Here is a 21,983-nt window from a genome sequence, read left to right as displayed (position 1 = left end):
ACCATGCGCCGCATTTACGAGCCGCATGCCTATGGTCGGGGTCCGGTCGAGGCATGCTGGTGGGATCGGACGGTCCGGCGCCCCGAATTCGACGGCCCGTTGACCGAAGAAGCACGGGCCGATGTCGCCATCGTGGGGGCGGGATATACCGGGCTGTCGGCGGCCCTGCATCTGGCGCAGGCCGGCGCCCACGTCGTGGTGGTCGAGGCGGGCCGTATCGCCTTTGGCGCGTCGGGTCGAAACGGAGGCTTTTGCTGCCTTGGTGGCGCAAAGGCTTCGGACGGCGCGATCTTGCGCCGCTTCGGCAGTCAGGCGCTGGATGAGTGGAATGCGGCCCAGCGCGAGGCCATCGCACTTGTCCAGCAATTGTTGCAGGAAAATGGCATCGAGGCCGATGTCCATTCCCGCGACGGCGAGGTCATGCTGGCCCACCGACCCAGGGATCTCGCGGCGCTTCGCGATGAACAGGCGGTGTTCGAGTCCGCCCATGGCCTGCGTTGCGAACTGCTCACGCCCTCGGAGCTGGCCTCACGGGGCATGGCAAGCCCGGCCTTTCATGGCGGGCTCCTCTACCCGATGGGGTTTGCGCTCAATCCGTTGAAATACGCCCTCGGCCTTGCGAAGGCGGCCAGGCGGCATGGTGCGATCCTGCATGAGGACAGTCCGGTCCTTGGCATCGAGCGTCAGGCCGATACCTATCGGCTGCGCACGCAGGACGGGTGTCTTGTGGCAAGACGCCTGATCGTCGCCACGAATGGCTATTCCAGCGAGGATGTCCCGCCTTGGATGGCGGGGCGCTATCTGCCCGCGCAATCGGCAATCCTTGTGACACGGCAGTTGACCGAGTCCGAGCTTTCCGCCCAGGGCTGGACCACCGATCTGATGGCCTACGATACGCGGAATCTGCTGCACTATTTCCGACTGATGCCCGATCGCCGCTTCCTGTTCGGCATGCGCGGAGGCGTCCTTGCCGGTCCCGCTGCCCAGGCCCGGATGCGCGCCATGCTGCGGCGCGATTTTGAAAGAATGTTCCCGGCCTGGTCGCGGGTCGAGACGCCCTTTTACTGGTCCGGTCTGGTATGCCTGTCGCGCGACCTTGTTCCGCATGTGGGACCGATTGGCGACTGGCCTTCCGCCTGGGCCGGGTTTGCATATCACGGCAACGGCGTGGCCATGGGCACGTTTGCGGGCAGGCTGCTGGCCGATCTGGCGCTTGGGCGCGGTCGGAGTCCTGCCGTCATGGCCGCGCCGGCACGACCGATCCCGGGTGGCGCGTGGCGCAGGCTTGTCCTGCCGGTTGCCTATGCCTGGTACGGGCTGCGGGATCGGTTCTGATCCTGTCGCGCCCCCTTGCGGCCCGGCGCAATTTGCCAGACGATCTGCGCCCAGTCGCCCATGCCGGAGAGTGCCCGTATGCCCATCCGAAACCGCTTTGCCGATCTTCTGCCAGAGCTCATTGCCTGGAGGCATGATTTCCACGCGCATCCCGAACTGATGTTCGAAACGCATCGTACGGCCGCGCGCGTGGCCGAGCTGCTGCGCGAATTCGGCGTCGACGAGGTGGTCGAGGGGATCGGCCGGACCGGGGTCGTGGGCATCATTCGGGGAAGGCGTGACAGCCAGGGCAGGGTGATCGGCCTGCGCGCCGACATGGACGCCTTGCCGATCGAGGAAGCGGTCGAAAGACCCCATGCCTCGACCGTGCCAGGGTGCATGCATGCCTGTGGGCATGACGGACACATGACCATGCTGCTGGGGGCAGCCAGATACCTGGCAGAGACCCGCAATTTCGATGGCACGGCAATCGTCGTCTTCCAGCCCGCCGAGGAGGGCGGCGGCGGCGGGCGCGAGATGTGCGCCGACGGATTGATGGAGCGTTTCGGTATCCAGGAAATATACGGGATGCACAACTGGCCCGGCATGCAGGCGGGCAGTTTTGCCATTCGCCCGGGGCCATTTTTTGCCGCCGCCGACCAGTTCGAGATCGAGGTCGAGGGCAGGGGCGGTCATGCCGCGCGTCCGCATGAAGCAATCGACACGACCCTGGTCGCGGCCCATATCGTCGTTGCGCTTCAGGGCATTGTCAGCCGCAATATCGATCCCACCGAACAGGCGGTGGTCAGCATTACCAGCTTCGAAACCGACGGTGACGCCTATAACGTGATCCCTCAGAAGGCATTGTTGAAAGGCACGGTGCGCAGTCTGGACCAGACAACCCGTGCCATCGCACAGGAACGCCTTGGACAGATTGCCCGTTCGATCGCCCAGGCCTTTGGCGCACGGGCCGAGCTGAATTACATGCCAGGCTATCCCGTCATGGTGAATGCGCCAGAGCAGACCGAATTTGCCGCCGAGGTCGCGCGCAGGGTTGCGGGCGAATGTGCCGAGGCACCGCTGATCATGGCTGGCGAGGATTTCGCCTATATGCTCGAGGAACGCCCCGGCGCCTATATTCTTGTTGGCAACGGCTCGGGGCCGATGCTGCATCACCCTGAATACGATTTCAACGACGAGATAATGCCCGCCGGCTGTTCATTCTGGGCGGACCTGATCGAACAGCGGATGCCGCTTTCGTCCTTGGACAGCATCTGCAACGTAAGCGGGCAAGGTATGTCGCGATAGAATCTGTGCAGAACCTCGCGCGCCAGCGGTGCGATCCGGGTGTCGTTGCAGCAGGCAAACAGCGTGGCGCAGGATCGCAGCTTCATCGCGTCGACTTCGCCCAGAATCTGCTCGGCGCTTACCGTTGGGTGTGACAGGATTACGTGGAATGCCTCGGCCAGACGAGGGCCCAGCACCGGGTCGGCGGCGTAGGCGCATGCATCCTCCAGATCCCGCAGGCCGAAACGGTTCGCCATTTCCGAACGGCCAAGCCCGCGAAGCTGCGAAAAAAAATGAACCACATCCAGTGACCCTGCTTGCGGCCCGAGCGCAATTCCTCAAGCGCACGCTCAAAGGTGTTGCGTTGGGCATCGATATGATGTTCAAACCCCATGCGGCCCACCCCACTTGCGGGAAAGTTTCCACCAATCGCCTGGAATACTCAACCAATCCGGTCCTTTGCTGGGCGGGACTTGTCCATTTGGACATGTCCCAAAATGCTAGTTCCCTCTTATGATGAACGAAGCTTTAATACACCTATAGAGGGTAGTAAGTGGTGACGGTTACCGAGATAGTGGTGTAATTCCGAGTGGACTGTTGGGTATTTTGAAACAGTATCAGGGCCTGCAGGAAACTGCAGGCCCTTATTCTTTCCGGATGGCTTCGGGCTTTTCAATCGCACGCATATCTGTTCGGCCGGCGCCGGGAATTTCCGCTGGGTCCCGGTCAAGTCCTCCCGCGCAAAGATTTGGTTAACCATCTGGCAGGACACTCGTCCCATGCGATGGATATGCTTCTTGATTCTTTTCACTGGCGCCTGCGTTTCACCCGCGCCCGATTTCTTCGGCGCCGAGCGTCATGATCTGACTTTGGACGGTATCGACTTTGTCGTGTATCACAAGGGCAGCGAAGTCGAGGTCGTGCGAATGAATTACCTGCCCCGTGCCCAACGGGCGCATGTGCCGGCCCTGATGCGACAGGTGGCGGAAAGGGCGACCGGATGCAGGGTGGTTCCCAACTCCATGCGAACACGGTTGCCCGGCGATACCGGAGTTGCCCGTTTCGACCTTGATTGCGTTTGACCAGGGTCAAATCCGGCACGGATTCACGCTGTTAAGGTGCAGGCGTCAAGACGTTGGAGGCTGACGAATGCTGCGCCTGTTTTTCATCATCTATACGCTTGCCGGCGTCACTCTCGCCGGGGCGGGTATCATCGCGGTTCTGACCGTCGGGATGGTTGACATGTGGTCAATCATCGTTGCCGCAGCGATTGGCGCCCTGCTGGCGGTTCCAGTTGCGTGGGTCGTGGCGCGCCGACTGGAATCAGACTGAAGCCGTAGACAGGAAGGTCCGGACCGCGTCTTCGAATTCGCGCGGCTTTTCGGCGTGCAGCCAATGGCCCGCATCGGCAATCCGTGCAATCACGGCATGCGGGAACAGGTCTTTGATCGTGTCACGATGCTGCGGCAAGACGTAGTCCGAATTTGCGCCGGCAAGGAACAGCGTTGGTTTTTCGAACCGGCCCTGCGTGCCCGGCCATCCGGTGATGTGCTGCATTTCGCGGTCCAGCACGTCGAGGTTCAACAGCCATCGCGGCGGGTCTGACTTCAGGTCCAGAGATTGAAGAAGAAAGGCCCGTACCTGCGGGCTTTCGATATCGGCAGCGAGTCGCTTGTCGGCCTCACTGCGCAGGGTCAGGCCATTCAGGTCAAGATTGCGCATGGCCCGGATCAGGTGCGACTGGCTGTGCCCGTAGCCGACCGGCGCAATGTCCGCGACGACCAGGCGGCGAAGCAGGTCCGGTCGTGTCAGGACAAGCTGCATCGCGGCCTTGCCACCCATCGAGTGCCCCACCAGGTCGACCGGCACGCCGACATGCTCGATCAGCTCGGCCAGATCGGCCGCGAGGTCTTCGTATCGATGCGTGTCGGCATGGAAGCTGCGCCCGTGATTGCGCATGTCGGGAACGATCACGCGATGATCGCTGGCAAGGCGGCGCGCGATCGCGCCCCAGTTGCGCGCCGAGCCGAACAGGCCGTGCACGATCATGATCGGCGTGCCCGGGTTCGTCGCCCCGTATTCGTCGAAGTTCAACATGGCCTCAGACCTAACGCAGTGCCGCGGCCACTTCCAGTGCCCATGTTCATGCGCTAAGTCGAGAGGGGAGGGTCACATGATGCAAGGTTCGGTCGAACGGCAGGCAGAGGAGGTGGCGCGCCTGATTGCGGCCCGGCTGGGCGTCAAGGCGGGCAGTCCGGATGCAGCCGTGGCGCGCGCAAGACGCAAGTTGCCGGCCCGTATCCGCCGTGCGGCCGATGAATTGATCCAAGCCGCCGCCATGGACCGGCATCCGCGGTTGCGCCTGATGGTCGACCGAAACCGGACCGATCGCGCCTATCGGACCTGCATGCGTTACCTGCGCCCGTTGGGGGCCCGAGAGCGCCGGCGGGCTATCGTCCTCGACGCGCTTTCGGCGATGGGCCGAGCCGTGTTCGGGGTGCTGGTGCTGGTCATTGCCTGGTTGGCATGGCGTGGGCCGCAGTGACCGCCGGAAATGGAAAGCGGCCCCCGCCGGTATGCAGAGGCCGCAGTCCATGATGATTGAGATTCACAGGTCGGGATAGAGCGGGAAGCGCGCGCAGAGCGCGGCGACTTCGGCGCGCACCTTGGCCTCGACCTCGGCGTTGCCCTCGGCCCCATTCGCCGCAAGGCCATCGACTACCTCGATGATCATTCGGGCGATCTGGCGGAATTCTTCCTCGCCAAAGCCACGGGTCGTGCCGGCGGGGGTGCCCAGACGAATGCCCGAAGTCACGGTCGGTTTTTCGGGGTCGAACGGGATGCCGTTCTTGTTGCAGGTGATATGGGCGCGACCCAGGGCCTTTTCGGTGTCGTTACCCTTGACCTTTTTCGGCCGCAGATCGACCAGCATCACATGGGTGTCCGTGCCGCCGGTCACGATGTCCAGCCCGCCCTTCATCAGCTCGTCCGCCAGGGCCTGGGCGTTGCGCACGACCTGTGCTGCATAGGTCTTGAACTCCGGCCGCAATGCTTCACCAAAGGCGACGGCCTTGGCGGCGATGACATGCATCAGCGGCCCGCCCTGGATGCCGGGGAAAATGGCCGAGTTGACCTTCTTGGCGATCTCTTCGTTGTTCGTCAGGATCATGCCGCCGCGGGGCCCGCGCAGGGTCTTGTGCGTGGTCGTGGTCACGACATCGGCATGTGGGAAGGGCGATGGGTGGACGCCACCCGCGACGAGGCCCGCGAAATGGGCCATGTCCACCATCAGCCACGCGCCGATCTCGTCCGCGATCTCGCGGAACCGTGCAAAGTCGATCTGCCGCGGAATGGCCGAGCCGCCCGCGATGATCAGCTTCGGCCTGTGTTCCTGCGCCAGCGCCCGGACCTGATCGTAGTCAAGCTGACTGTCCTGCTTGCGAACGCCGTACTGGATTGCGTTGAACCATTTGCCGGACTGATTGGGCTTGGCTCCATGTGTCAGGTGACCGCCTGCGTCGAGGCTCATGCCGAGGATGGTGTCCCCGGGTTTCAACAGCGCGGTAAACACGCCCTGGTTGGCCTGGCTGCCCGAATGCGGCTGAACATTGGCGAACTTGCAGCCGAACAGTTGCTTGGCGCGCTCGATCGCCAGTTCCTCGGCGATGTCGACGAACTGACAGCCGCCATAATAGCGCCGCCCGGGATAGCCTTCGGCGTATTTGTTCGTCAGGACAGAACCCTGAGCCTCCATCACGGCGCGGCTGACGATGTTCTCGGACGCGATCAGTTCGATCTCTTCGCGCTGACGGCCCAGTTCGCCCTGAATCGAGGCCCACAATTCGGGATCGCGCGAGGACAGGGGCTGGTCGAAAAATCCGGTATCGCGTTGCGGGGCGTTCATGGATCACTCCTCAGGCTTCGGTTGGCTGCGTTGTAGCGGACTACATGGCAGGCAGGAAGGACGGAATCCGACCAGTCGTCGCATGGCAACGAAGCGGCGTTCACTATCGGAAACTTTTGCCCGGCCCGGTGTCGTGTCGTCCTGTGTGGCGGGGGCTTGTCAATGCGGGCGGAGCCGTGGATCAATGCCAAGTGACAAACGGGGGCAGGGCGTGGCAGAACCACTCAAGATAGCATTTCTTGCAAGCGAGACCGAACCCGCGCAGCGGGCGCTGAAGCGGTTGACCAGTCGATACGGATCGGCGCCTCTGGATCAGGCGGATGTCATCGTGGCGCTGGGCGGCGACGGGTTCATGCTGCAGACGCTGCACGGGACACAGTCGATGGACCTGCCGGTCTATGGCATGAATTGCGGCACGATCGGTTTCCTGATGAACGAATATTCCGAAAAGGATCTGCCGCAACGGCTAGCCCGGGCCGAGGAAGCCGTCATCAACCCCCTTGCAATGTGTGCCGTCGATCGCAATGGCGACGTGCATGAGGCGCTGGCCATCAACGAGGTTTCCCTGTTGCGCGCGGGACCGCAGGCGGCCAAGCTGCGCATCAGCGTGGACGGCAAGGTGCGGATGGAGGAGCTGGTCTGCGATGGCGCGCTGGTCTGTACGCCCGCCGGGTCCACGGCCTACAATTACTCGGCCCATGGTCCCATCCTGCCCATCGGGGCCGATATCCTTGCGCTGACGGCGATGGCCGCCTTTCGGCCCAGACGCTGGCGCGGGGCGCTTCTTCCCAAGACGGCCCATGTCCGTTTCGATGTTCTCGAACCCGAGAAGCGCCCGGTCATGGCCGATGCCGATGGCCGCTCGGTGCGCGACGTGGTGTCGGTGGATGTCCATTCCGAACCGTCGATCCGCCACCGGATCCTGTTCGACCCCGGGCACGGCCTGGAAGAAAGGCTGATCCGCGAGCAGTTCCTGTAGGCGCCTAGCGTTCGTCGCGCTTCCACGCCTCGATCTTGCGGTACAGGGTTGAAGGCGAGACATCCAATACCCGCGCCGCCTTGGGCACCGACCCGCCATGGCGTTCGATCGTTTCCTCGATCACCATGCGTTCGATTTCGGCCAGGGTCTTTCCGATCAGCCCGTCAAGCGTCATCGAAGGGCCGGTTTCGTCGGCGGCATATGCTCCGGGCTCGGCCTCGTGATGCAATTCGATGGGCAGCATCTCGGGCGTGACCTCCAGCCCGTCATTCAGAACGACGACATGGCGGATCACGTTCAGCAGCTGGCGCACATTCCCGGGCCAGCGCAGCCGCTGAAACAGGTTTGCCACGTCGGGATGCAGGCGCATGAAGCCCCGCCGTTCCTCGCGCGCGAAGTCCCTCAGGGCAGCCTCGGCGATCGCGACGACGTCCCGGCCGCGATCTCGCAGCGGGGGCATGTGGATCGGTACGACATGAAGACGGTAATAGAGATCTTCGCGAAAACGGCCGCGCCGCACCTCTTCCATCGGGTTGCGATTGGTGGCGCAGATGATGCGCACATTCACCTTGCGCGCCTGCGTTGCGCCGACCGGCTGGATCATCGAGGTCTGAAGGAAACGCAGAAGCTTCGTCTGCAGGTTCAGATCCAGTTCGCAGATTTCGTCCAGAAACAGCGTGCCGCCATCGGCCGCGGCGGCGGCCCCCTGCTTGTCGGTGATCGCCCCGGTGAACGAGCCCTTGACGTGACCGAACACTTCGGACTCCATCAGCTCGGCCGGGATCGCCCCGCAATTGAGCGGCACGAAGGGCCCGCTGGAGCGGCTGGAGAGCGCGTGGATCGCCTGGGCGCAAAGTTCCTTTCCCGTCCCGCTTTCGCCGGTGATGAAGACCGTTGCCATGGATCGGGCAACGGAACGGATGCGGCCATAGACCTGCTGCATGGCCGGCGAAGTGCCGATGAATTCTCCCGGCGGCGCGTCCGATCGCGATGCTCCTGCGGGTTCGGGTCGTGCGGCGCGGGAGACATTCTCGACCGCCGAGAGCAGGCGTGACTCGTCGAACGGTTTGACCAGGAAGTCGTGCGCTCCGGCACGCATGGCCTCGACCGCCTTGTTGATCGAACCATTTGCCGTGATGACGATGACATTGGCCGAAGGGTCGGCCCGCAGCATGTCGCGCATCAGGGTCAGGCCATCCCGATCGGGCAGCACGAGGTCCAGCAGAACCACATGCGGGCGATGCTTGCGAAAGGCCGCCATCCCCTCTTGGGCGTCAGAGGCGCAGACAACCGTGTAGCCGGCCGATTGCAGGACCGAGCGATAGACCAGCCGCAGCGAGGGCGTATCCTCGATCAGCAGAAGCGGCGCATCGGTCATGTCCGCATCCCGCCTTTGGCACGCTCGTCGTCGATGAAATGGATCAGGCGGTCCAGATCGGCCAGCAGCCGCTTGCCGGTCTGCTCGGCAATCGTCCCGTCGCCGCGATGCGCGGCCTGGTTCAGGTCCTGTGCCTGATGCTGCAGGCAGCGTGCGCCAACCGCACCGGCCAGCGCAATCAGCACATGGGTCGCGGAACGGATCGTGGCCCGGTCGTCGGCCTTCAGGGCCGCCACCAGATCGCGTTCGGTGTTGCGCAGATCCGATGCAAGACGATCCAGCAATTCCTGGCGCCCGTCGGGCCCGGCAATCTCGATCAGCCGATCAAAGGTTGCGCGGTCAAAGGCGACAGACTCGCCCGCTGTGGTCGATGGCCGGGGGGGTGGTGAATGACGGCCCACGACCCGAGCCAGAGCCTGGCCGAATGAATCCAGCCCGCCCAATGGCTTTGCCAGGATCGCGTCGGCGCCCGCGGCATAGATCGCCTCGCGATTTGCCCGCAGCACATAGGCCGTGATGGCCACGATGGGCAGCCTGGCCCCACGCGACTCGCGGATCGCCCGCATGACCTCGATCCCGTTCAGGCGGGGCATTTCGATATCGATCAGCGCCAGGTCGAAGTCGTCGCGCTCCAGACGTTCCAATGCGTCGATCCCGTCCCGGACGCCAACGGAGACCGCGCCCAGATGCGCCAGCATCCTTTCGATCAGCAGGCGGTTGGTTGCGCTGTCTTCGGCCACCAGCACTCGCAGGCCGGACAGGTCGGGAAGGGGCGGGACATCCTCGGCGGCGGCCATCCCCCAGGCCGTGCGCGGCAGGGTCAGCGTGACGCATGCACCGTGGTCGGGCAGGTTGACGACAGTTATTTCTCCGCCAAGGCGCTGGGCCATCCGATGGGAAATGTGCAGTCCCAGACCCTGACCCGGCCGCGCGGCGCCTTCGGGTCTGCCGCCGAACTCGAACAGGCGTTGCAGGGCCTCTTTGGCAAAGCCCGGACCATCGTCCGTAACTGAAAACACAAGGGCCCCGTCCTGACCGACACTTGCGCGCAGCCGGATGGCGCCTTCGTCGGTGTATTTGATGGCGTTGGACAACAGGTTCGACAGGATGCGCTCCAGCGCGATCCGCTCCAGCGCGACCAGATCCGGGGTTTCGGGATCGCGTTCCAGAACGAAGCGCAGACCCTTTTCCTGTGCCCGGCCGGACCATCGCATCTCGATGTCGCGCAAGAGTGTGTTGAGACGAAGCGCCTCGGCATGGTCGCTTTTGGCGTCGTTCGGGTCAACCAGGGCTGCGAGCGCGTCTTCCAGCAGCAATGCCAGCGTGTCGGCCGCGCTGCGCACACGGCCCATCTGCAATCGCATGTCCGGCTCCAGACGGTCTGTCTCGATCAAGCGCAATCCGCCCAGAATGTCGGAAACTGCCGCGCGCAGATCGTGACCAAGCAGCGCCATGCGGGCATCGGTTTCGGATTGCGGCTGATTGGTCAGATCGTCACCCCGCACGGGAAACCCCCGGACAGTTCGCGGAACACTGGAAATCGAAACGGCACACGATACACCCGATGGTTGCATATGCCCTGTATTTAAAGAACGACGGGCGATGGGCCAACCTGTCCGATTCGTCAGGTTTCGACCCATTCGGATGGGGTTTGCGATCAAAGGCAAGGGCCGGGCGCGTCGGCCCGGCCCCATCGGCGGATATCGCCGGTCACCGCTTTGATCTGGGGTATCCAAGCGCGCCAAGGGCCTCGCGGATTTCGTCGAGGATCGCGGGATCATCAATCGTGGCCGGCATCCTGAAGTCCTGTGCATCGGCGATCTTGGCCATGGTTCCGCGCAGGATCTTGCCGGACCGCGTCTTGGGCAGGCGATCGACCACGACCGCCTGCTTGAAGGCCGCCACGGGGCCGATCTGCTCGCGCACCAGGCGAACGCATTCGGCGACAACCTCGTCGGGCTTGCGGTTCGATCCGGCATTCAGGCACAGAAAGCCCAGCGGCACCTGGCCCTTCAGATCGTCGGCGACCCCGATGACCGCGCATTCGGCCACGTCGGGATGGCTGGCCAGAACCTCTTCCATCGCGCCCGTGGACAGGCGGTGGCCCGCGACATTGATGACGTCATCGGTGCGCGCCATGATGTAGAGATAGCCATCTTCATCGATATAACCCGCATCCCCCGTCTCGTAATAGCCGGGAAAGTGCGACAGATAGGACTTGCGGAACCGCTCTTCGGCATTCCACAGCGTGGGCAGGGTGCCCGGCGGAAGCGGCAGGCGCACGGCAATCGCGCCCAGCGTGCCCGGCGGGACGGGGTGGCCGCCTTCGTCCAGCACCTCCACGTCATAGCCCGGCATGGCAACCGACGGACTGCCGATCTTCACGGGCAGTTCCTCGATCCCGATTGGGTTGGCCGCTATGGCCCAGCCGGTTTCGGTCTGCCACCAGTGATCGATGACCGGGACTTTCAGATGGCGTTGCGCCCACTGAACGGTGTCGGGGTCCGCGCGCTCGCCCGCAAGGAACAATGCGCGCAGGCCGGACAGGTCATATTGTCCGATCAGCTTGCCTTCGGGATCTTCACGCTTGATCGCGCGCAGGGCCGTGGGGGCGGTGAAGAAACTGCGCACGCCATGCTCGGCGATGACGCGCCAGAACGTGCCCGCGTCGGGTGTGCCCACCGGCTTGCCCTCGAAGACGATGGTCGTGCATCCCGCGATCAGGGGGCCATAGCAGATATAGCTGTGGCCCACGACCCAACCCACATCCGAGGCCGCCCAGAACACGTCCCCCGGGCCGACGTCATAGATGTTTCGCATCGTCCAGTTCAGGGCGACCAGATGGCCCGCCGTGGGCCGGACGACGCCTTTCGGCGCTCCGGTCGTACCCGAGGTGTAAAGGATATAGACGGGATGATTGCCCTCGACCGGAATGCACGGGGCGGGTTCGATCCCCTCTTGGGCTTCGTGCCAATCCAGGTCGCGGCCGGGTATCATGTCGGCGCGGGCCTGATCGCGCTGCAGGATTATGGTGAAGTCGGGCTTGTGCTGGGCCTGTTCGATCGCGGAATCGACCAGAGGCTTGTATTCCACGACACGGCCCGGCTCGATCCCGCACGAGGCCGCGATGATCGCCTTCGGTTTCGCATCATCGATACGCACCGCCAGCTCATGCGCGGCGAAACCGCCAAAGACGACCGAGTGAATCGCCCCGATCCGCGCGCAGGCCAGCATGGCGACCAGCGCCTCGGGCACCATTGGCATGTAGATCACGACCCGGTCGCCCTTTTCCACACCGCGTGCCTGCAACGCCCCGGCGAGCCGTGCGACACGGTCCTGCAATTCCGCATAGGTCAGGACGGATTTCGTTCCGGTGATCGGGCTGTCATGGATGATTGCCGGCTGGTCGCCGCGGCCGGCCGCGACATGCCTGTCCACCGCGTTCCAGCACGTGTTCACCAGGCCGTCCGAGAACCATTCGTAGATTGGCGACCGTTCATCGAACAGCGCCCGCGTCGGTTTGCGCTCCCAGTCTATTGCCTCGGCGGCCTGCATCCAGAACCGCTCGGGATCGGATCTCCAGCGTTGATATGTTTCGGCATAGCCCATGTTCTTGCCTCCTCCTCGAGTCCGTCATGGTGTTACGCGAGGGAAGCCTTTCGGGCAATCTTGTTACCGTTATCGAAGCCTCTGCTGCGACAATGTTTTGCAGATCAGGCCAACGAGTTTTGCAAACAATCCAAAATGCCTTGATCCAAAAGGCAAAACGGGCGGAACTTTGCAAATTCCGCCCGCCGCCAAGAGGCCGTGGTGCGAATCCGTCCGGCTCTATCCGTACGCCGAAACCGGGGTCCCGGCGATCGCGGCGACGTTCAGCAGCCCCCTGGGCGTGATCGAGGTCGTCACGATATGTGCGCGGTTGCCCATGCCCATCAGGATGGGGCCGACTTCCAGCCCGCCGGATTTCATCTTCAGCATGTTGCGCGCGGCATTGGCCGTATCGGTATAGGCAAAGATCAGGATGTTGGCCGGACCCTCCAGCCGACTGTCGGGGAAGATGCGCGCGCGCAGATCGGGGTCCAGCGCTGCATCGGCCGACATTTCGCCTTCATAGGCGAAATCGACCTCGGTTGCGTCCAGGATCGCCAGCGCCTCGCGCATGCGGCGACCCGAATCCGTGTCAAGGTTCCCGAAGGTCGATTGCGAGCACAGGGCCACCTTTGGCGTCACACCAAAACGGCGCGCGTGGCGGGCGGCCCCGATCGCCGCGGTGGCGATCTGCTGCGGGGTCGGAACCGGATTCACATGCGTGTCGGCGATGAACAGGGGGCCATCTTCCTGGATCATCAGGCTCAGCGCGCCCTGCGGGGCGAAGCCATCCCGGGCCAGGACCTGGGTAATGTAGTTCAGATGCCACAGATACTGGCCGAATGTGCCGCAGATCATGCTGTCCGCATCGCCCCGATGAACGGCAATGGCGGCAATGGCCGTTGTGTTGGTGCGCATGATCGCGCGGGCCAGATCGGGCGTCACGCCCCGACGCGCCATCAGCTGATGATAGCTTTGCCAGTAATCGCGATAGCGATGGTCGCTTTCGGGGTTCACGATCTCGAAATCCCGGCCCGGGCGGATGGGCAGGCCGGCGCGCTCGCAGCGCCGTTCGACCACTTCGGGCCGGCCGATCAGGATCGGGCGTTCGGTTGTCTCCTCCAGCATCGCGTTGGCGCAGCGCAGGACGCGTTCGTCCTCGCCCTCGGCAAAGATGATCCGGCGCGATGCAGCGCGCGCGGATTCGAAGACAGGCCGCATGATCAGGGCCGAGCGGAAGACCGACCCGTCCAGCCGCTGGCGATAGGCGTCAAGGTCGGCGATCGGCCGGGTGGCGACGCCGGTTTCCATCGCCGCGCGCGCCACCGCGGTCGCGACGACGCCAATCAGCCGCGGGTCAAAGGGCTTGGGAATCAGGTAATCGGGCCCAAAGGCCAGCCGCTCGCCGCGATAGGCGGCGGCGGCTTCGGCGCTGGTCGTGGCGCGGGCAAGCTGCGCGATGGCCGACACGCAGGCAAGCTTCATCTCGTCATTGATTGTCGTGGCGCCCACGTCCAGGGCGCCGCGAAAGATGAAGGGAAAGCACAGGACGTTGTTGACCTGGTTGGGATAGTCCGATCGTCCCGTGGCGATGATCGCGTCCGGCGCAACGGCGCGCGCCTCTTCGGGCATGATTTCGGGCGTGGGATTGGCCAGCGCAAAGATGATCGGCCGATCCGCCATGCGGCGCACCATGTCCGGTGTCAGAACCCCCGGCCCGGACAGGCCAAGAAACAGGTCAGCGCCCTCGATCACCTGATCGAGTGTCCGCAGATCGGTGTCCTGGGCAAAGGCCGCCTTCTGCGGGGTCATCTGCTCTTCGCGCCCCTTCCAGACCAGCCCGGCAAGGTCGCACAGCCAGATATTTTCGCGCCGGACGCCCAGCTTGACCAGCATGTCGAGACAGGCGATCCCGGCCGCGCCGCCACCGGTCGACACGACCTTGATGTCTTCGAATCTCTTGCCCGCGACGCGCAGCGCATTCGTCGCCGCCGCGCCCACGACGATCGCAGTTCCGTGCTGGTCGTCGTGGAAGACGGGGATGTTCATGCGCTCGCGGCAGATCTTCTCGACGATGAAGCAATCGGGCGCCTTGATGTCTTCCAGGTTGATCGCGCCAAAGGTCGGTTCCAGCGCGCAGATGATTTCGGCCAGTCGCTCGGGGTCGGTTTCGTTCAGCTCAATGTCGAAGCAGTCGATATTGGCAAATTTCTTGAACAGGACGGCCTTGCCCTCCATGACCGGCTTGGAGGCCAGCGCGCCGATATTGCCCAGCCCCAGAACGGCCGTGCCGTTCGACACGACAGCCACAAGATTGCCTCGTGCCGTAAATCGGCTGGCATTGGTGGGATTGGCCTTGATTTCAAGGCACGCCTCGGCAACGCCCGGCGAATAGGCGCGCGACAGGTCGCGCCCGTTGGCAAGGGGCTTGGTTGCCCGGATTTCCAGCTTTCCGGGCTTGGGAAATTCGTGATAGTCCAGCGCCGCCTGCCGCGCGTTTTCGTGCCGTGCCTCGTCCACGTTCGACCTCCGTTTCCGTTGCGGCAGGGTTTAGACCATTCGGCATCATGGCGAAAGGGGCGGGGCCTTGCATCCGGCATCGGCCCGGCGCACCATCTGGCGCAATGAAGGAGAGTCACGTGTCACACGACCAATCGCTGATCCAGGCAGCCCGTGCCGTACGGGAAAATGCCCACGCGCCCTATTCCGGCTTCAAGGTCGGCGCCGCGATCCGCACGCCCACCGGCCATGTCCATGTGGGGTGCAATGTCGAGAATGTCGCCTATCCCGAAGGCACCTGTGCCGAGGCCGGCGCCATCGCGGCCATGGTCGCGGCCGGTGAAACCGAAATCGCCGAGATTGCAATCATAGCGGACAGCCCGGCGCCGGTTCCGCCCTGCGGCGGATGCCGCCAGAAGATTGCCGAATTTGCCGGCGCCGAAACGCGCGTCATCATGGCCACGACCGAGGGCCGGATCGCAGAGGCCACTGTGCCCGAATTGCTGCCGGGCGGATTTTCGGCCGAACACATGCACCGGGGCTGACATGGATGCGCGTTCGATCATTGCCTCGGTGCGCGATGGCAAGGGCTTGGGCGAGGCCGCGGCGCGGTGGTTTGCCAAGGGGCTTGCCTCGGGCGAGGTGACCGATGCCCAGGCCGGGGCCTTTGCCATGGCGATCTTTCTCAACGGCCTGTCCGAGTCCGACCGCGTCTCCCTGACGCTGGCGATGCGCGACAGCGGGCAGGTTCTGGACTGGTCGCTGCCCGGGCCGGTCGTGGACAAGCATTCGACGGGCGGTGTGGGGGATTGCACCTCGTTGCTGCTTGCGCCCGCGCTCGCGGCCTGCGGCGCCTACGTGCCCATGATCTCGGGCCGCGGGCTGGGTCATACCGGCGGCACGCTGGACAAGCTGGAATCGATCCCGGGCTATCGCACCGGCGTCACGGTCGAACGTCTGCGCGCCATCGTGGCCGATATCGGCTGCGCGATTGTCGGCGCAACCGGTGACATCGCCCCGGCCGACCGGCGGCTTTACGCGATCCGCGACATTTCCGCCACCGTCGAGTCGATCGACCTGATCACGGCCTCGATCCTGTCCAAGAAACTGGCCGCGGGGCTCGAGGCGTTGATCCTTGACGTCAAGGTTGGCAGCGGCGCCTTCATGCAGGAGATTGAGGATGCGCGCGCGCTGGCCAGGTCTCTTGTATCCACCTCGAATGGGGCGGGCTGCGCCACGGCCGCCCTGATCACCGACATGAACCAGCCGCTTGCCTCTTGCGCGGGCAATGCGCTGGAAGTGCTGGAGGTGATGGAGACCTTGACAGGCGCCACCATCAACCAGGCGCTTTGGGACGTGACCGTGGCCCTTGGGGCCGAGGCGCTTGTGCTTTGCGGGCTGGCCGAGGATGCGGAAGAGGGCGCCGATGCGATCGAGGAGGCGCTGGATTCCGGCCGCGCAGCCGAGATCTTCGGTCGCATGGTGGGGGAACTGGGCGGCCCCGCCGACTTTGTCGAACGCTATCCCGACCGTCTGCCATCGGCGCCGGTTCTGGTGGAAGTGACCAGCCCCGAGGCGGGCTTCGTCCAGGCCATAGATACTCGCGCGCTGGGCGAGGTGGTGGTGCATCTGGGCGGCGGGCGCCTGAAGGAAACCGACCGGGTCAACCCGGCCGTGGGGCTTTCGGGGATCGTCGCCCTTGGCGAACAGCTGGACCGGGGAGAGCCCCTGGCCCGGATCCACGCCATGAGCATCGCCGATGCCGAGGAAGCGGCCGCGCAGGTCACCCGTGCCTTCCGGGTCGGGCCGGACGAGGCCGACGAACCACCGTTGATTTATGAAAGGATCGGGTGATGGCGCGCGCATTCCTGATCGTGATGGACAGTGTCGGTGCCGGCGGCGCGCCGGATGCCGATGCCTTTTTCAACGCGGGACAGCCCGATACGGGGGCCAACACGCTGGGCCATATCGCCGAAGCCTGCGCCGCGGGGCGCGCCGAAGAGGGGCGATCCGGCCCGCTTCGCATGCCCAATCTGGACCGGGTTGGTCTTGGCGCGGCGGTGCGGCTTGCCTCGGGCGTCTCGATGCCCGGATTCGACGCGACCCCGCAGGGCCTTTGGGGGGCAGGGACCGAGATTTCAAAGGGCAAGGACACGCCTTCGGGGCATTGGGAACTGGCGGGCGTGCCGGTCCCGTGGGAGTGGCATTATTTCCCCGACACGGTTCCCGCCTTTCCCGAATGGCTGATGAAAGAGGTCGCGCGCCTGGCCGGGACCGAGGGCACGCTGGGCAATTGCCATGCCTCGGGCGTGCCGATCATCGCGGAGCATTGCGAAGAGCACATGCGCACCGGATGGCCGATCTGCTACACTTCGGCCGACAGCGTGTTCCAGATCGCCGCGCACGAGGAACGCTTCGGGCTCGAACGGCTGCTGAAGCTGTGTGCCGATATCGCGCCCACGCTGCATGCGATGAAGGTCGGCCGTGTCATCGCGCGGCCCTTCACGGGCGATTGCGGCAATTTCCGGCGCACGAAGAACCGCCGGGATTTCGCGATCGAACCGCCTTCGCCGACCTTGTGCGACTGGGTTCATGCGGCGGGTCGCCCGGTCCATGCGATCGGCAAGATCGGCGACATCTTTTCGATGCGCGGGATCGACGATGTGCGCAAGGGAACCGATGCCGAGCTGCTCGAACACCTGATCGAGGCCGCGCGCCAGGCCGAGGACGGTTCGCTGACCTTTGCCAATTTCGTCGAGTTCGACTCTGCCTATGGTCATAGGCGTGACGTGTCGGGCTATGCGCGCGCGCTGGAATGGTTCGATGCGCGCGTGGGTGACTTCCTGCAGCTTCTAAGACCCGGCGATCTGGCGCTGTTCACGGCCGATCACGGGAACGACCCGACATGGATCGGCACCGATCACACCCGGGAACGGGTTCCGATCGTGGCATCGGGGCTTGGCGCGCGGGAAATCGGGCATGTCGGCTTCGTCGATGTCGGGGCATCTGTTGCCGCCCATCTTGGCGTGGCCCCGCAAGGGCCGGGCCGCAGCTTCCTGTAGCCACTTGCCTCTTGCCCCGACAGGGGGCACACAGCGCGAAATCCAGGGAGACACGACGCATGAGCCACAGCCTGCCCAAGGTGGAACTTCATCTGCATCTGGAAGGGGCCGCGCCGCCAGCGCTGATCCGCGCGATGGCGCAGGAACGGAATGAAGACCTATCGGGCATCTTTGACGAGTCCGGGAACTATTCCTATCGCGACTTCTGGGATTTTCTGCGGGTCTACGAGGCCGCGACCTCGGTGCTGCGTACGCCGGCGGACTATTACCGGCTGACGCGCGCGGTGCTGGAGGAATGCGTGAACTCGGGCGTGATCTATGTCGAAAGCTTCCTGTCGCCTGATTTCTGCGGCGGCCGCGACGTCGTGGCCTGGCGCGATTACCTGGGCGCGATCCGCGAGGCCGCCGAGGAGGCGCGTCGGCAGGACGGAATCGAGATGCGCGGTATCGTGACCGCGATTCGGCATTTCGGGCCCGAGAAGGCGCGCGAAACGGCACTTTGCGCGGCCGAGACCGCGGGCGATTTCATCACCGGTTTCGGACTGGCCGGGGATGAGACGATGGGCCGACCGCGCGATTTCGCGTGGTCGTTCGACTGCGCGCGTGAAGCCGGCCTGCGGCTGACGGCCCATGCCGGGGAATGGGGCGGTCCCGATAGCGTCGCGGCGGTCATCGACGATCTGCGCGTCGAACGCATCGGGCATGGCGTGCGCGCGATCGAGGACCTCGCGCTGGTCGAACGGATCGCAGAGGCGGGGATCGTTCTGGAGGTCTGTCCCGGTTCGAACATCGCGCTGGGGGTTTATCCCGACTGGCGGTCGCATCCCATCGAGAAGCTGCGCGAGAGGGGGGTGAAGGTCACCGTCTCGACGGACGATCCGCCCTTTTTCCACACGACGATGATACGGGAATACCGGATGCTGGTCGATACGTTCGGATGGGACGAATCCGATCTCTCCGAGCTTGCCTTGAACGCCGCCCGGGCCGCATTCTGCGATGAGCAGACGCGCGCGGCCGTCCTCAAGCGACTGGAGAATGCCAATGCCTGAACATGTCACGGTCGTCACGCATCCGCTTGTCCAGCACAAGCTGACCCTGATGCGGGACAAGGAAACCTCGACCAATTCGTTCCGCCGCCTGCTGCGCGAGATCAGCCAGCTTCTGGCCTACGAGATCACGCGCGAGATGGAATTGACGACAAAGCGGATCGAGACGCCGCTTTGCCCGATGGATGCCCCGGTGATCGACGGCAAGAAGCTGGCGCTGATCTCGATCCTGCGGGCCGGAAATGGTCTTCTGGATGGCGTTCTGGAACTGATCCCTGCGGCACGCGTGGGCTTTGTGGGACTGTATCGCGACGAAGAGACGCTGCAGCCGGTGCAGTACTACTACAAGGTGCCGGGCGAGCTGGAAAATCGCCTTGTCATCGTGCTGGACCCGATGCTGGCCACGGGCAATTCCTCGGCCGCGGCGGTCGATCTGCTGAAGAAATCCGGCGCGCGCAACATCCGGTTCATGTGCCTTCTGGCCGCGCCCGAGGGAGTCGCGCGCATGCGCGAGGCGCATCCGGACGTGCCGATCGTGGCGGCCGCAATCGACGAATGCCTGAACGAGCAGGGCTATATCGTGCCGGGTCTTGGCGATGCCGGCGACCGGATGTTCGGCACGAAATAGTCAGTCCATGCAGATGCCCTGAAGCGCGACCCAGTCCGTGTCGCCCAGTGCCGGATCGGTGACGATCCCGCGCATCGGGTCGGCTTCGATCAGTTTCAGGACGGATTCGCCGCTGGGGTCCACATGACGCGCATAGGGAGTCAGTGGCAGTTCGGCCTCGGCAAAGCGGGCGATCAGGTCTTCCTCGCGCGCGGGTGCAAAGGCGGATCGGGCCGGCGCACGTGACAACAGAACCTCGCCATATCCGCGCAGCGCGCTGGCCGGAAGCTCTCCCGAGGTGAGAAGCTTCAGCGTCGCCATGATGCCGGCGTGACGAAGAAGCGGGGCCAGGGGTTGGCTGGCCTCGCGGCGCTCGTCCTCGACCAGGATCGCGCCTGCGACAACGTCCGGGCTGTCGGCTGCCTCGACCAGGGCGCGCGGCAACAGGATCAGGCCGCCCGGAAGATGGGCCGGCGAACGCAGGCCGTCGCGCAGCACGACGATTTCGCCCCTGCGGCCAAGCAGCCGGTCACGCAGACGGGCAAGCGCCGCGCGGCCTTCGGGCATGGCACAGGGCGCACCGGTCAGCCGGGTCAGGTCGGCCAGGGCCATGCGCCCGATTTCCTGCCGCTTGGCCAGCGGCAGGGCGCCGGCCGTGTGCCGGATCAGCGCATCGGGAAGCCAGAAGACCGCGGCAGCCGCGATGGCGGCCACGATCAGCCCAAGCAGGATGATGCGCAGCCTTCCGGGGCGCGGCTCGCGCGCGCGGATCAGCGCACCGACCTGCTCCAGAGCATCGATCATGGTTTCGTCTTCGATCTCCAGCTCTTCGCCGGCATCCTCGCCCGGGGAATAGAGCGCGGGGGTCTCGCCCGGGTTCAGCCGGATTATGGCGGGCAGGGACCAATGCCCCAGGGCGCGTTCGCTCTTGATATCGGCCAGGATCAGTGTCGCATCGCCAAAAGACACCAGCACCTCGCGCCGCTGGGCGTCGGGGCTGGGGCGCCAAAGCCCCGTGCATTCCAGTCGCAAGTATTTTTTCAACGCCGTCATCGGCGGGCGGGCCTGCTCGCTGCCTCATGCAATTGCGGAAAGGTTAGCCGATTGCGCGGGGGGCGACAATCGAACGAAGGTGCGGTCTTTTCCTTTCATCCCGCGCGGGGTATCTGGCGGCATGACCCGGACCCTGACCCAGATCTATGACGAAAAGGTTCATGCGGGCGAAATCCGGCCGGACGCGGCTCAGCGTGCCTTGCTGTCGGAATTCGAACGCATCCGCGCCGCCGTCGAAGCGGCCGAGAAGCGCCCCAGGGGCTTGCTTTCGGGCCTGTTCGCGCGCAAGGCAGAGCCCGTTCGAGGGCTGTATCTGTGGGGTGGTGTGGGGCGCGGAAAATCCATGCTGATGGATCTGTTCCATGCCAATGTCGCCATCAAGGCAAAGCGGCGCGTGCATTTCCATGCATTCATGCAAGAGGTCCAGGCCGCCCTGCACGAGGCGCGCAAGACGGGCGTTGACGATGCAATCCGCCCCGTGGCCGAACGCATCGCCAACGATCTGCGGCTGCTCTGCTTCGACGAAATGCAGATCACGGACATTGCCGATGCGATGATCGTGGGCCGGCTGTTCCAGATGCTGTTCGACCGCGGCGTGGTGGTGGTCACGACCTCCAACCGCCCGCCCGACGATCTGTACAAGAACGGCCTGAACCGTCAGCTTTTCCTGCCCTTCATCGCGCTTCTGAAACGTCACCTTGAAGTGCGTCAGATCGAAAGCGAGACGGATTACCGCCGTCATCGTCTGCAGGGCGAAAAGGTCTGGTTCACGCCCGCCAATGCCGAGGCGCGCGCCCGGATCGACCGCATCTGGACCGAGCTGACCGGCGGCGGGGGCGAGGGTCCGCTGCGGCTGACCGTCAAGGGGCGCGAGGTCGTGTTGCCCGACTATCACGCGGGTGTCGCGCGTGCGCGGTTTTGGGACCTGTGCGGGCGCCCCTTGGGGCCTGCCGATTACCTGGCCATTGCCGAAGCGACGCGCGTGCTGATCATCGAGGAGATCCCGCGCCTGTCGGCCGAGAATTTCAACGAGGCGCGTCGTTTCGTGACGTTGATCGACGCGCTATACGAGGCGCGGGTGCGCATCATCTGCTCGGCCGAGGCCGAGCCCGAATCGCTGTATGTCGAAGGCGAGGGTGCGTTCGAGTTCGAACGCACGGTCAGCCGGTTGCGCGAGATGCAATCCGCTGACTGGGCCATCGAGGAGACGGCCCCGGTTTCGCAGGGCGGCTGACCGGCGATGCGCGCACCCCATTGACCGGCGAT

Annotated in this window: 19 protein-coding genes and 1 pseudogene; 12 read left to right on the top strand and 8 right to left on the bottom strand. The window is 64.5% G+C overall.

Translation table 11 applies throughout. The features are described from left to right. The first annotated feature begins 3 nt into the window (after nucleotides 1–3). A complete protein-coding gene (locus tag LV82_RS05325; protein WP_104069695.1) occupies nucleotides 4–1,335 on the top strand; it encodes an NAD(P)/FAD-dependent oxidoreductase in 1,332 nt (443 codons plus the stop codon). 78 nt (nucleotides 1,336–1,413) lie between these two features. Next, nucleotides 1,414–2,622 carry a M20 aminoacylase family protein gene (locus tag LV82_RS05320; RefSeq protein ID WP_104069694.1) on the top strand — a complete coding sequence of 403 codons (1,209 nt, stop codon included), beginning with the start codon at nucleotides 1,414–1,416 and terminating at the stop codon, nucleotides 2,620–2,622. Between the two features lie 20 nt (nucleotides 2,623–2,642). On the opposite strand, the pseudogene LV82_RS15100 reads toward LV82_RS05320, so the two are convergent. After that, nucleotides 2,643–2,995 (bottom strand): annotated as a pseudogene (locus LV82_RS15100) (DUF1810 domain-containing protein); the annotation flags it as partial. A 403-nt stretch (nucleotides 2,996–3,398) separates the two neighbouring features. Between LV82_RS15100 and LV82_RS05310 the strand changes: the two are divergent. Both LV82_RS05310 and LV82_RS05305 read left to right on the top strand, forming a co-directional pair. Then, entirely contained in the window at nucleotides 3,399–3,683 is a 285-nt protein-coding gene (locus LV82_RS05310) for a hypothetical protein (protein WP_245873073.1), read from the top strand. 67 nt (nucleotides 3,684–3,750) lie between these two features. Further along, nucleotides 3,751–3,933 carry a hypothetical protein gene (locus LV82_RS05305; protein WP_104069691.1) on the top strand — a complete coding sequence of 61 codons (183 nt, stop codon included), beginning with the start codon at nucleotides 3,751–3,753 and terminating at the stop codon, nucleotides 3,931–3,933. Here LV82_RS05305 and LV82_RS05300 read toward each other — a convergent pair. Continuing rightward, the gene (locus LV82_RS05300; RefSeq protein WP_104069689.1) at nucleotides 3,925–4,698 is read right to left on the bottom strand and encodes an alpha/beta fold hydrolase; all 774 of its coding nucleotides are present in this window, start codon (nucleotides 4,696–4,698) and stop codon (nucleotides 3,925–3,927) included. The two genes, LV82_RS05305 and LV82_RS05300, sit on opposite strands and share 9 nt — an antisense overlap. A 76-nt stretch (nucleotides 4,699–4,774) precedes the next feature. Between LV82_RS05300 and LV82_RS05295 the strand changes: the two genes are divergently transcribed. Next, nucleotides 4,775–5,146 carry a hypothetical protein gene (locus tag LV82_RS05295; RefSeq protein WP_104069688.1) on the top strand — a complete coding sequence of 124 codons (372 nt, stop codon included), beginning with the start codon at nucleotides 4,775–4,777 and terminating at the stop codon, nucleotides 5,144–5,146. 63 nt (nucleotides 5,147–5,209) lie between these two features. Here the strand turns inward: LV82_RS05295 and glyA are convergent, their stop codons facing one another. Then, nucleotides 5,210–6,505 (bottom strand): serine hydroxymethyltransferase, encoded by a 1,296-nt coding sequence (gene glyA / locus LV82_RS05290; protein ID WP_104069686.1) that lies wholly within the window; start codon nucleotides 6,503–6,505, stop codon nucleotides 5,210–5,212. A 211-nt stretch (nucleotides 6,506–6,716) separates the two neighbouring features. Between glyA and LV82_RS05285 the strand changes: the two genes are divergently transcribed. Then, nucleotides 6,717–7,484, top strand: coding sequence for an NAD kinase (locus LV82_RS05285; protein WP_245873072.1), 768 nt, complete (start codon nucleotides 6,717–6,719; stop codon nucleotides 7,482–7,484). A 4-nt stretch (nucleotides 7,485–7,488) separates the two neighbouring features. Here the strand turns inward: LV82_RS05285 and LV82_RS05280 are convergent, their stop codons facing one another. From LV82_RS05280 to LV82_RS05265, 4 genes are all read right to left on the bottom strand, one after another. Next, nucleotides 7,489–8,862, bottom strand: a complete 1,374-nt coding sequence (locus LV82_RS05280; RefSeq protein WP_104069683.1) for a sigma-54-dependent transcriptional regulator — start codon at nucleotides 8,860–8,862, stop codon at nucleotides 7,489–7,491. Beyond that, nucleotides 8,859–10,367 (bottom strand): ATP-binding protein, encoded by a 1,509-nt coding sequence (locus LV82_RS05275; RefSeq protein ID WP_170063357.1) that lies wholly within the window; start codon nucleotides 10,365–10,367, stop codon nucleotides 8,859–8,861. Before LV82_RS05275 ends, LV82_RS05280 begins: the two co-directional genes overlap by 4 nt. A 205-nt stretch (nucleotides 10,368–10,572) precedes the next feature. After that, nucleotides 10,573–12,471 carry a propionyl-CoA synthetase gene (locus tag LV82_RS05270; protein ID WP_104069680.1) on the bottom strand — a complete coding sequence of 633 codons (1,899 nt, stop codon included), beginning with the start codon at nucleotides 12,469–12,471 and terminating at the stop codon, nucleotides 10,573–10,575. A 219-nt stretch (nucleotides 12,472–12,690) separates the two neighbouring features. After that, a complete protein-coding gene (locus LV82_RS05265; RefSeq protein ID WP_104069679.1) occupies nucleotides 12,691–14,970 on the bottom strand; it encodes an NADP-dependent malic enzyme in 2,280 nt (759 codons plus the stop codon). A gap of 119 nt (nucleotides 14,971–15,089) precedes the next feature. On the opposite strand from LV82_RS05265, the gene LV82_RS05260 reads away from it, so the two are divergent. The 5 genes from LV82_RS05260 to upp are packed head-to-tail and all read left to right on the top strand — an operon-like array spanning nucleotide 15,090 to nucleotide 19,685. Next, nucleotides 15,090–15,494, top strand: coding sequence for a cytidine deaminase (locus LV82_RS05260; protein ID WP_245873071.1), 405 nt, complete (start codon nucleotides 15,090–15,092; stop codon nucleotides 15,492–15,494). Between the two features lies 1 nt (nucleotide 15,495). Further along, entirely contained in the window at nucleotides 15,496–16,803 is a 1,308-nt protein-coding gene (locus LV82_RS05255; RefSeq protein WP_104069676.1) for a thymidine phosphorylase, read from the top strand. Beyond that, nucleotides 16,803–18,011, top strand: a complete 1,209-nt coding sequence (locus LV82_RS05250) for a phosphopentomutase (RefSeq protein WP_104069675.1) — start codon at nucleotides 16,803–16,805, stop codon at nucleotides 18,009–18,011. Before LV82_RS05255 ends, LV82_RS05250 begins: the two co-directional genes overlap by 1 nt. A 59-nt stretch (nucleotides 18,012–18,070) precedes the next feature. Next, a complete protein-coding gene (locus tag LV82_RS05245) occupies nucleotides 18,071–19,060 on the top strand; it encodes an adenosine deaminase (protein WP_104069673.1) in 990 nt (329 codons plus the stop codon). After that, nucleotides 19,053–19,685: a uracil phosphoribosyltransferase gene (gene upp / locus LV82_RS05240; protein WP_104069672.1), complete on the top strand. Its 633-nt coding sequence runs from the start codon at nucleotides 19,053–19,055 to the stop codon at nucleotides 19,683–19,685. Before LV82_RS05245 ends, upp begins: the two co-directional genes overlap by 8 nt. Here the strand turns inward: upp and LV82_RS05235 are convergent, their stop codons facing one another. Then, the gene (locus LV82_RS05235) at nucleotides 19,686–20,717 is read right to left on the bottom strand and encodes a hypothetical protein (RefSeq protein WP_104069670.1); all 1,032 of its coding nucleotides are present in this window, start codon (nucleotides 20,715–20,717) and stop codon (nucleotides 19,686–19,688) included. Nucleotides 20,718–20,838: 121 nt separating this feature from the next. Here LV82_RS05235 and zapE point away from each other — a divergent pair, with 121 nt between their 5' ends. After that, the gene (zapE, locus tag LV82_RS05230; RefSeq protein ID WP_104069669.1) at nucleotides 20,839–21,951 is read left to right on the top strand and encodes a cell division protein ZapE; all 1,113 of its coding nucleotides are present in this window, start codon (nucleotides 20,839–20,841) and stop codon (nucleotides 21,949–21,951) included. Nucleotides 21,952–21,983 lie beyond the last annotated feature (32 nt).

The organism is Albidovulum inexpectatum, from assembly GCF_002927635.1.
GTDB lineage: Bacteria > Pseudomonadota > Alphaproteobacteria > Rhodobacterales > Rhodobacteraceae > Albidovulum > Albidovulum inexpectatum.
The sequence above is the reverse complement of the archived record's forward strand: the minus strand, read 5'-3'. Positions and strand labels throughout refer to the sequence as shown.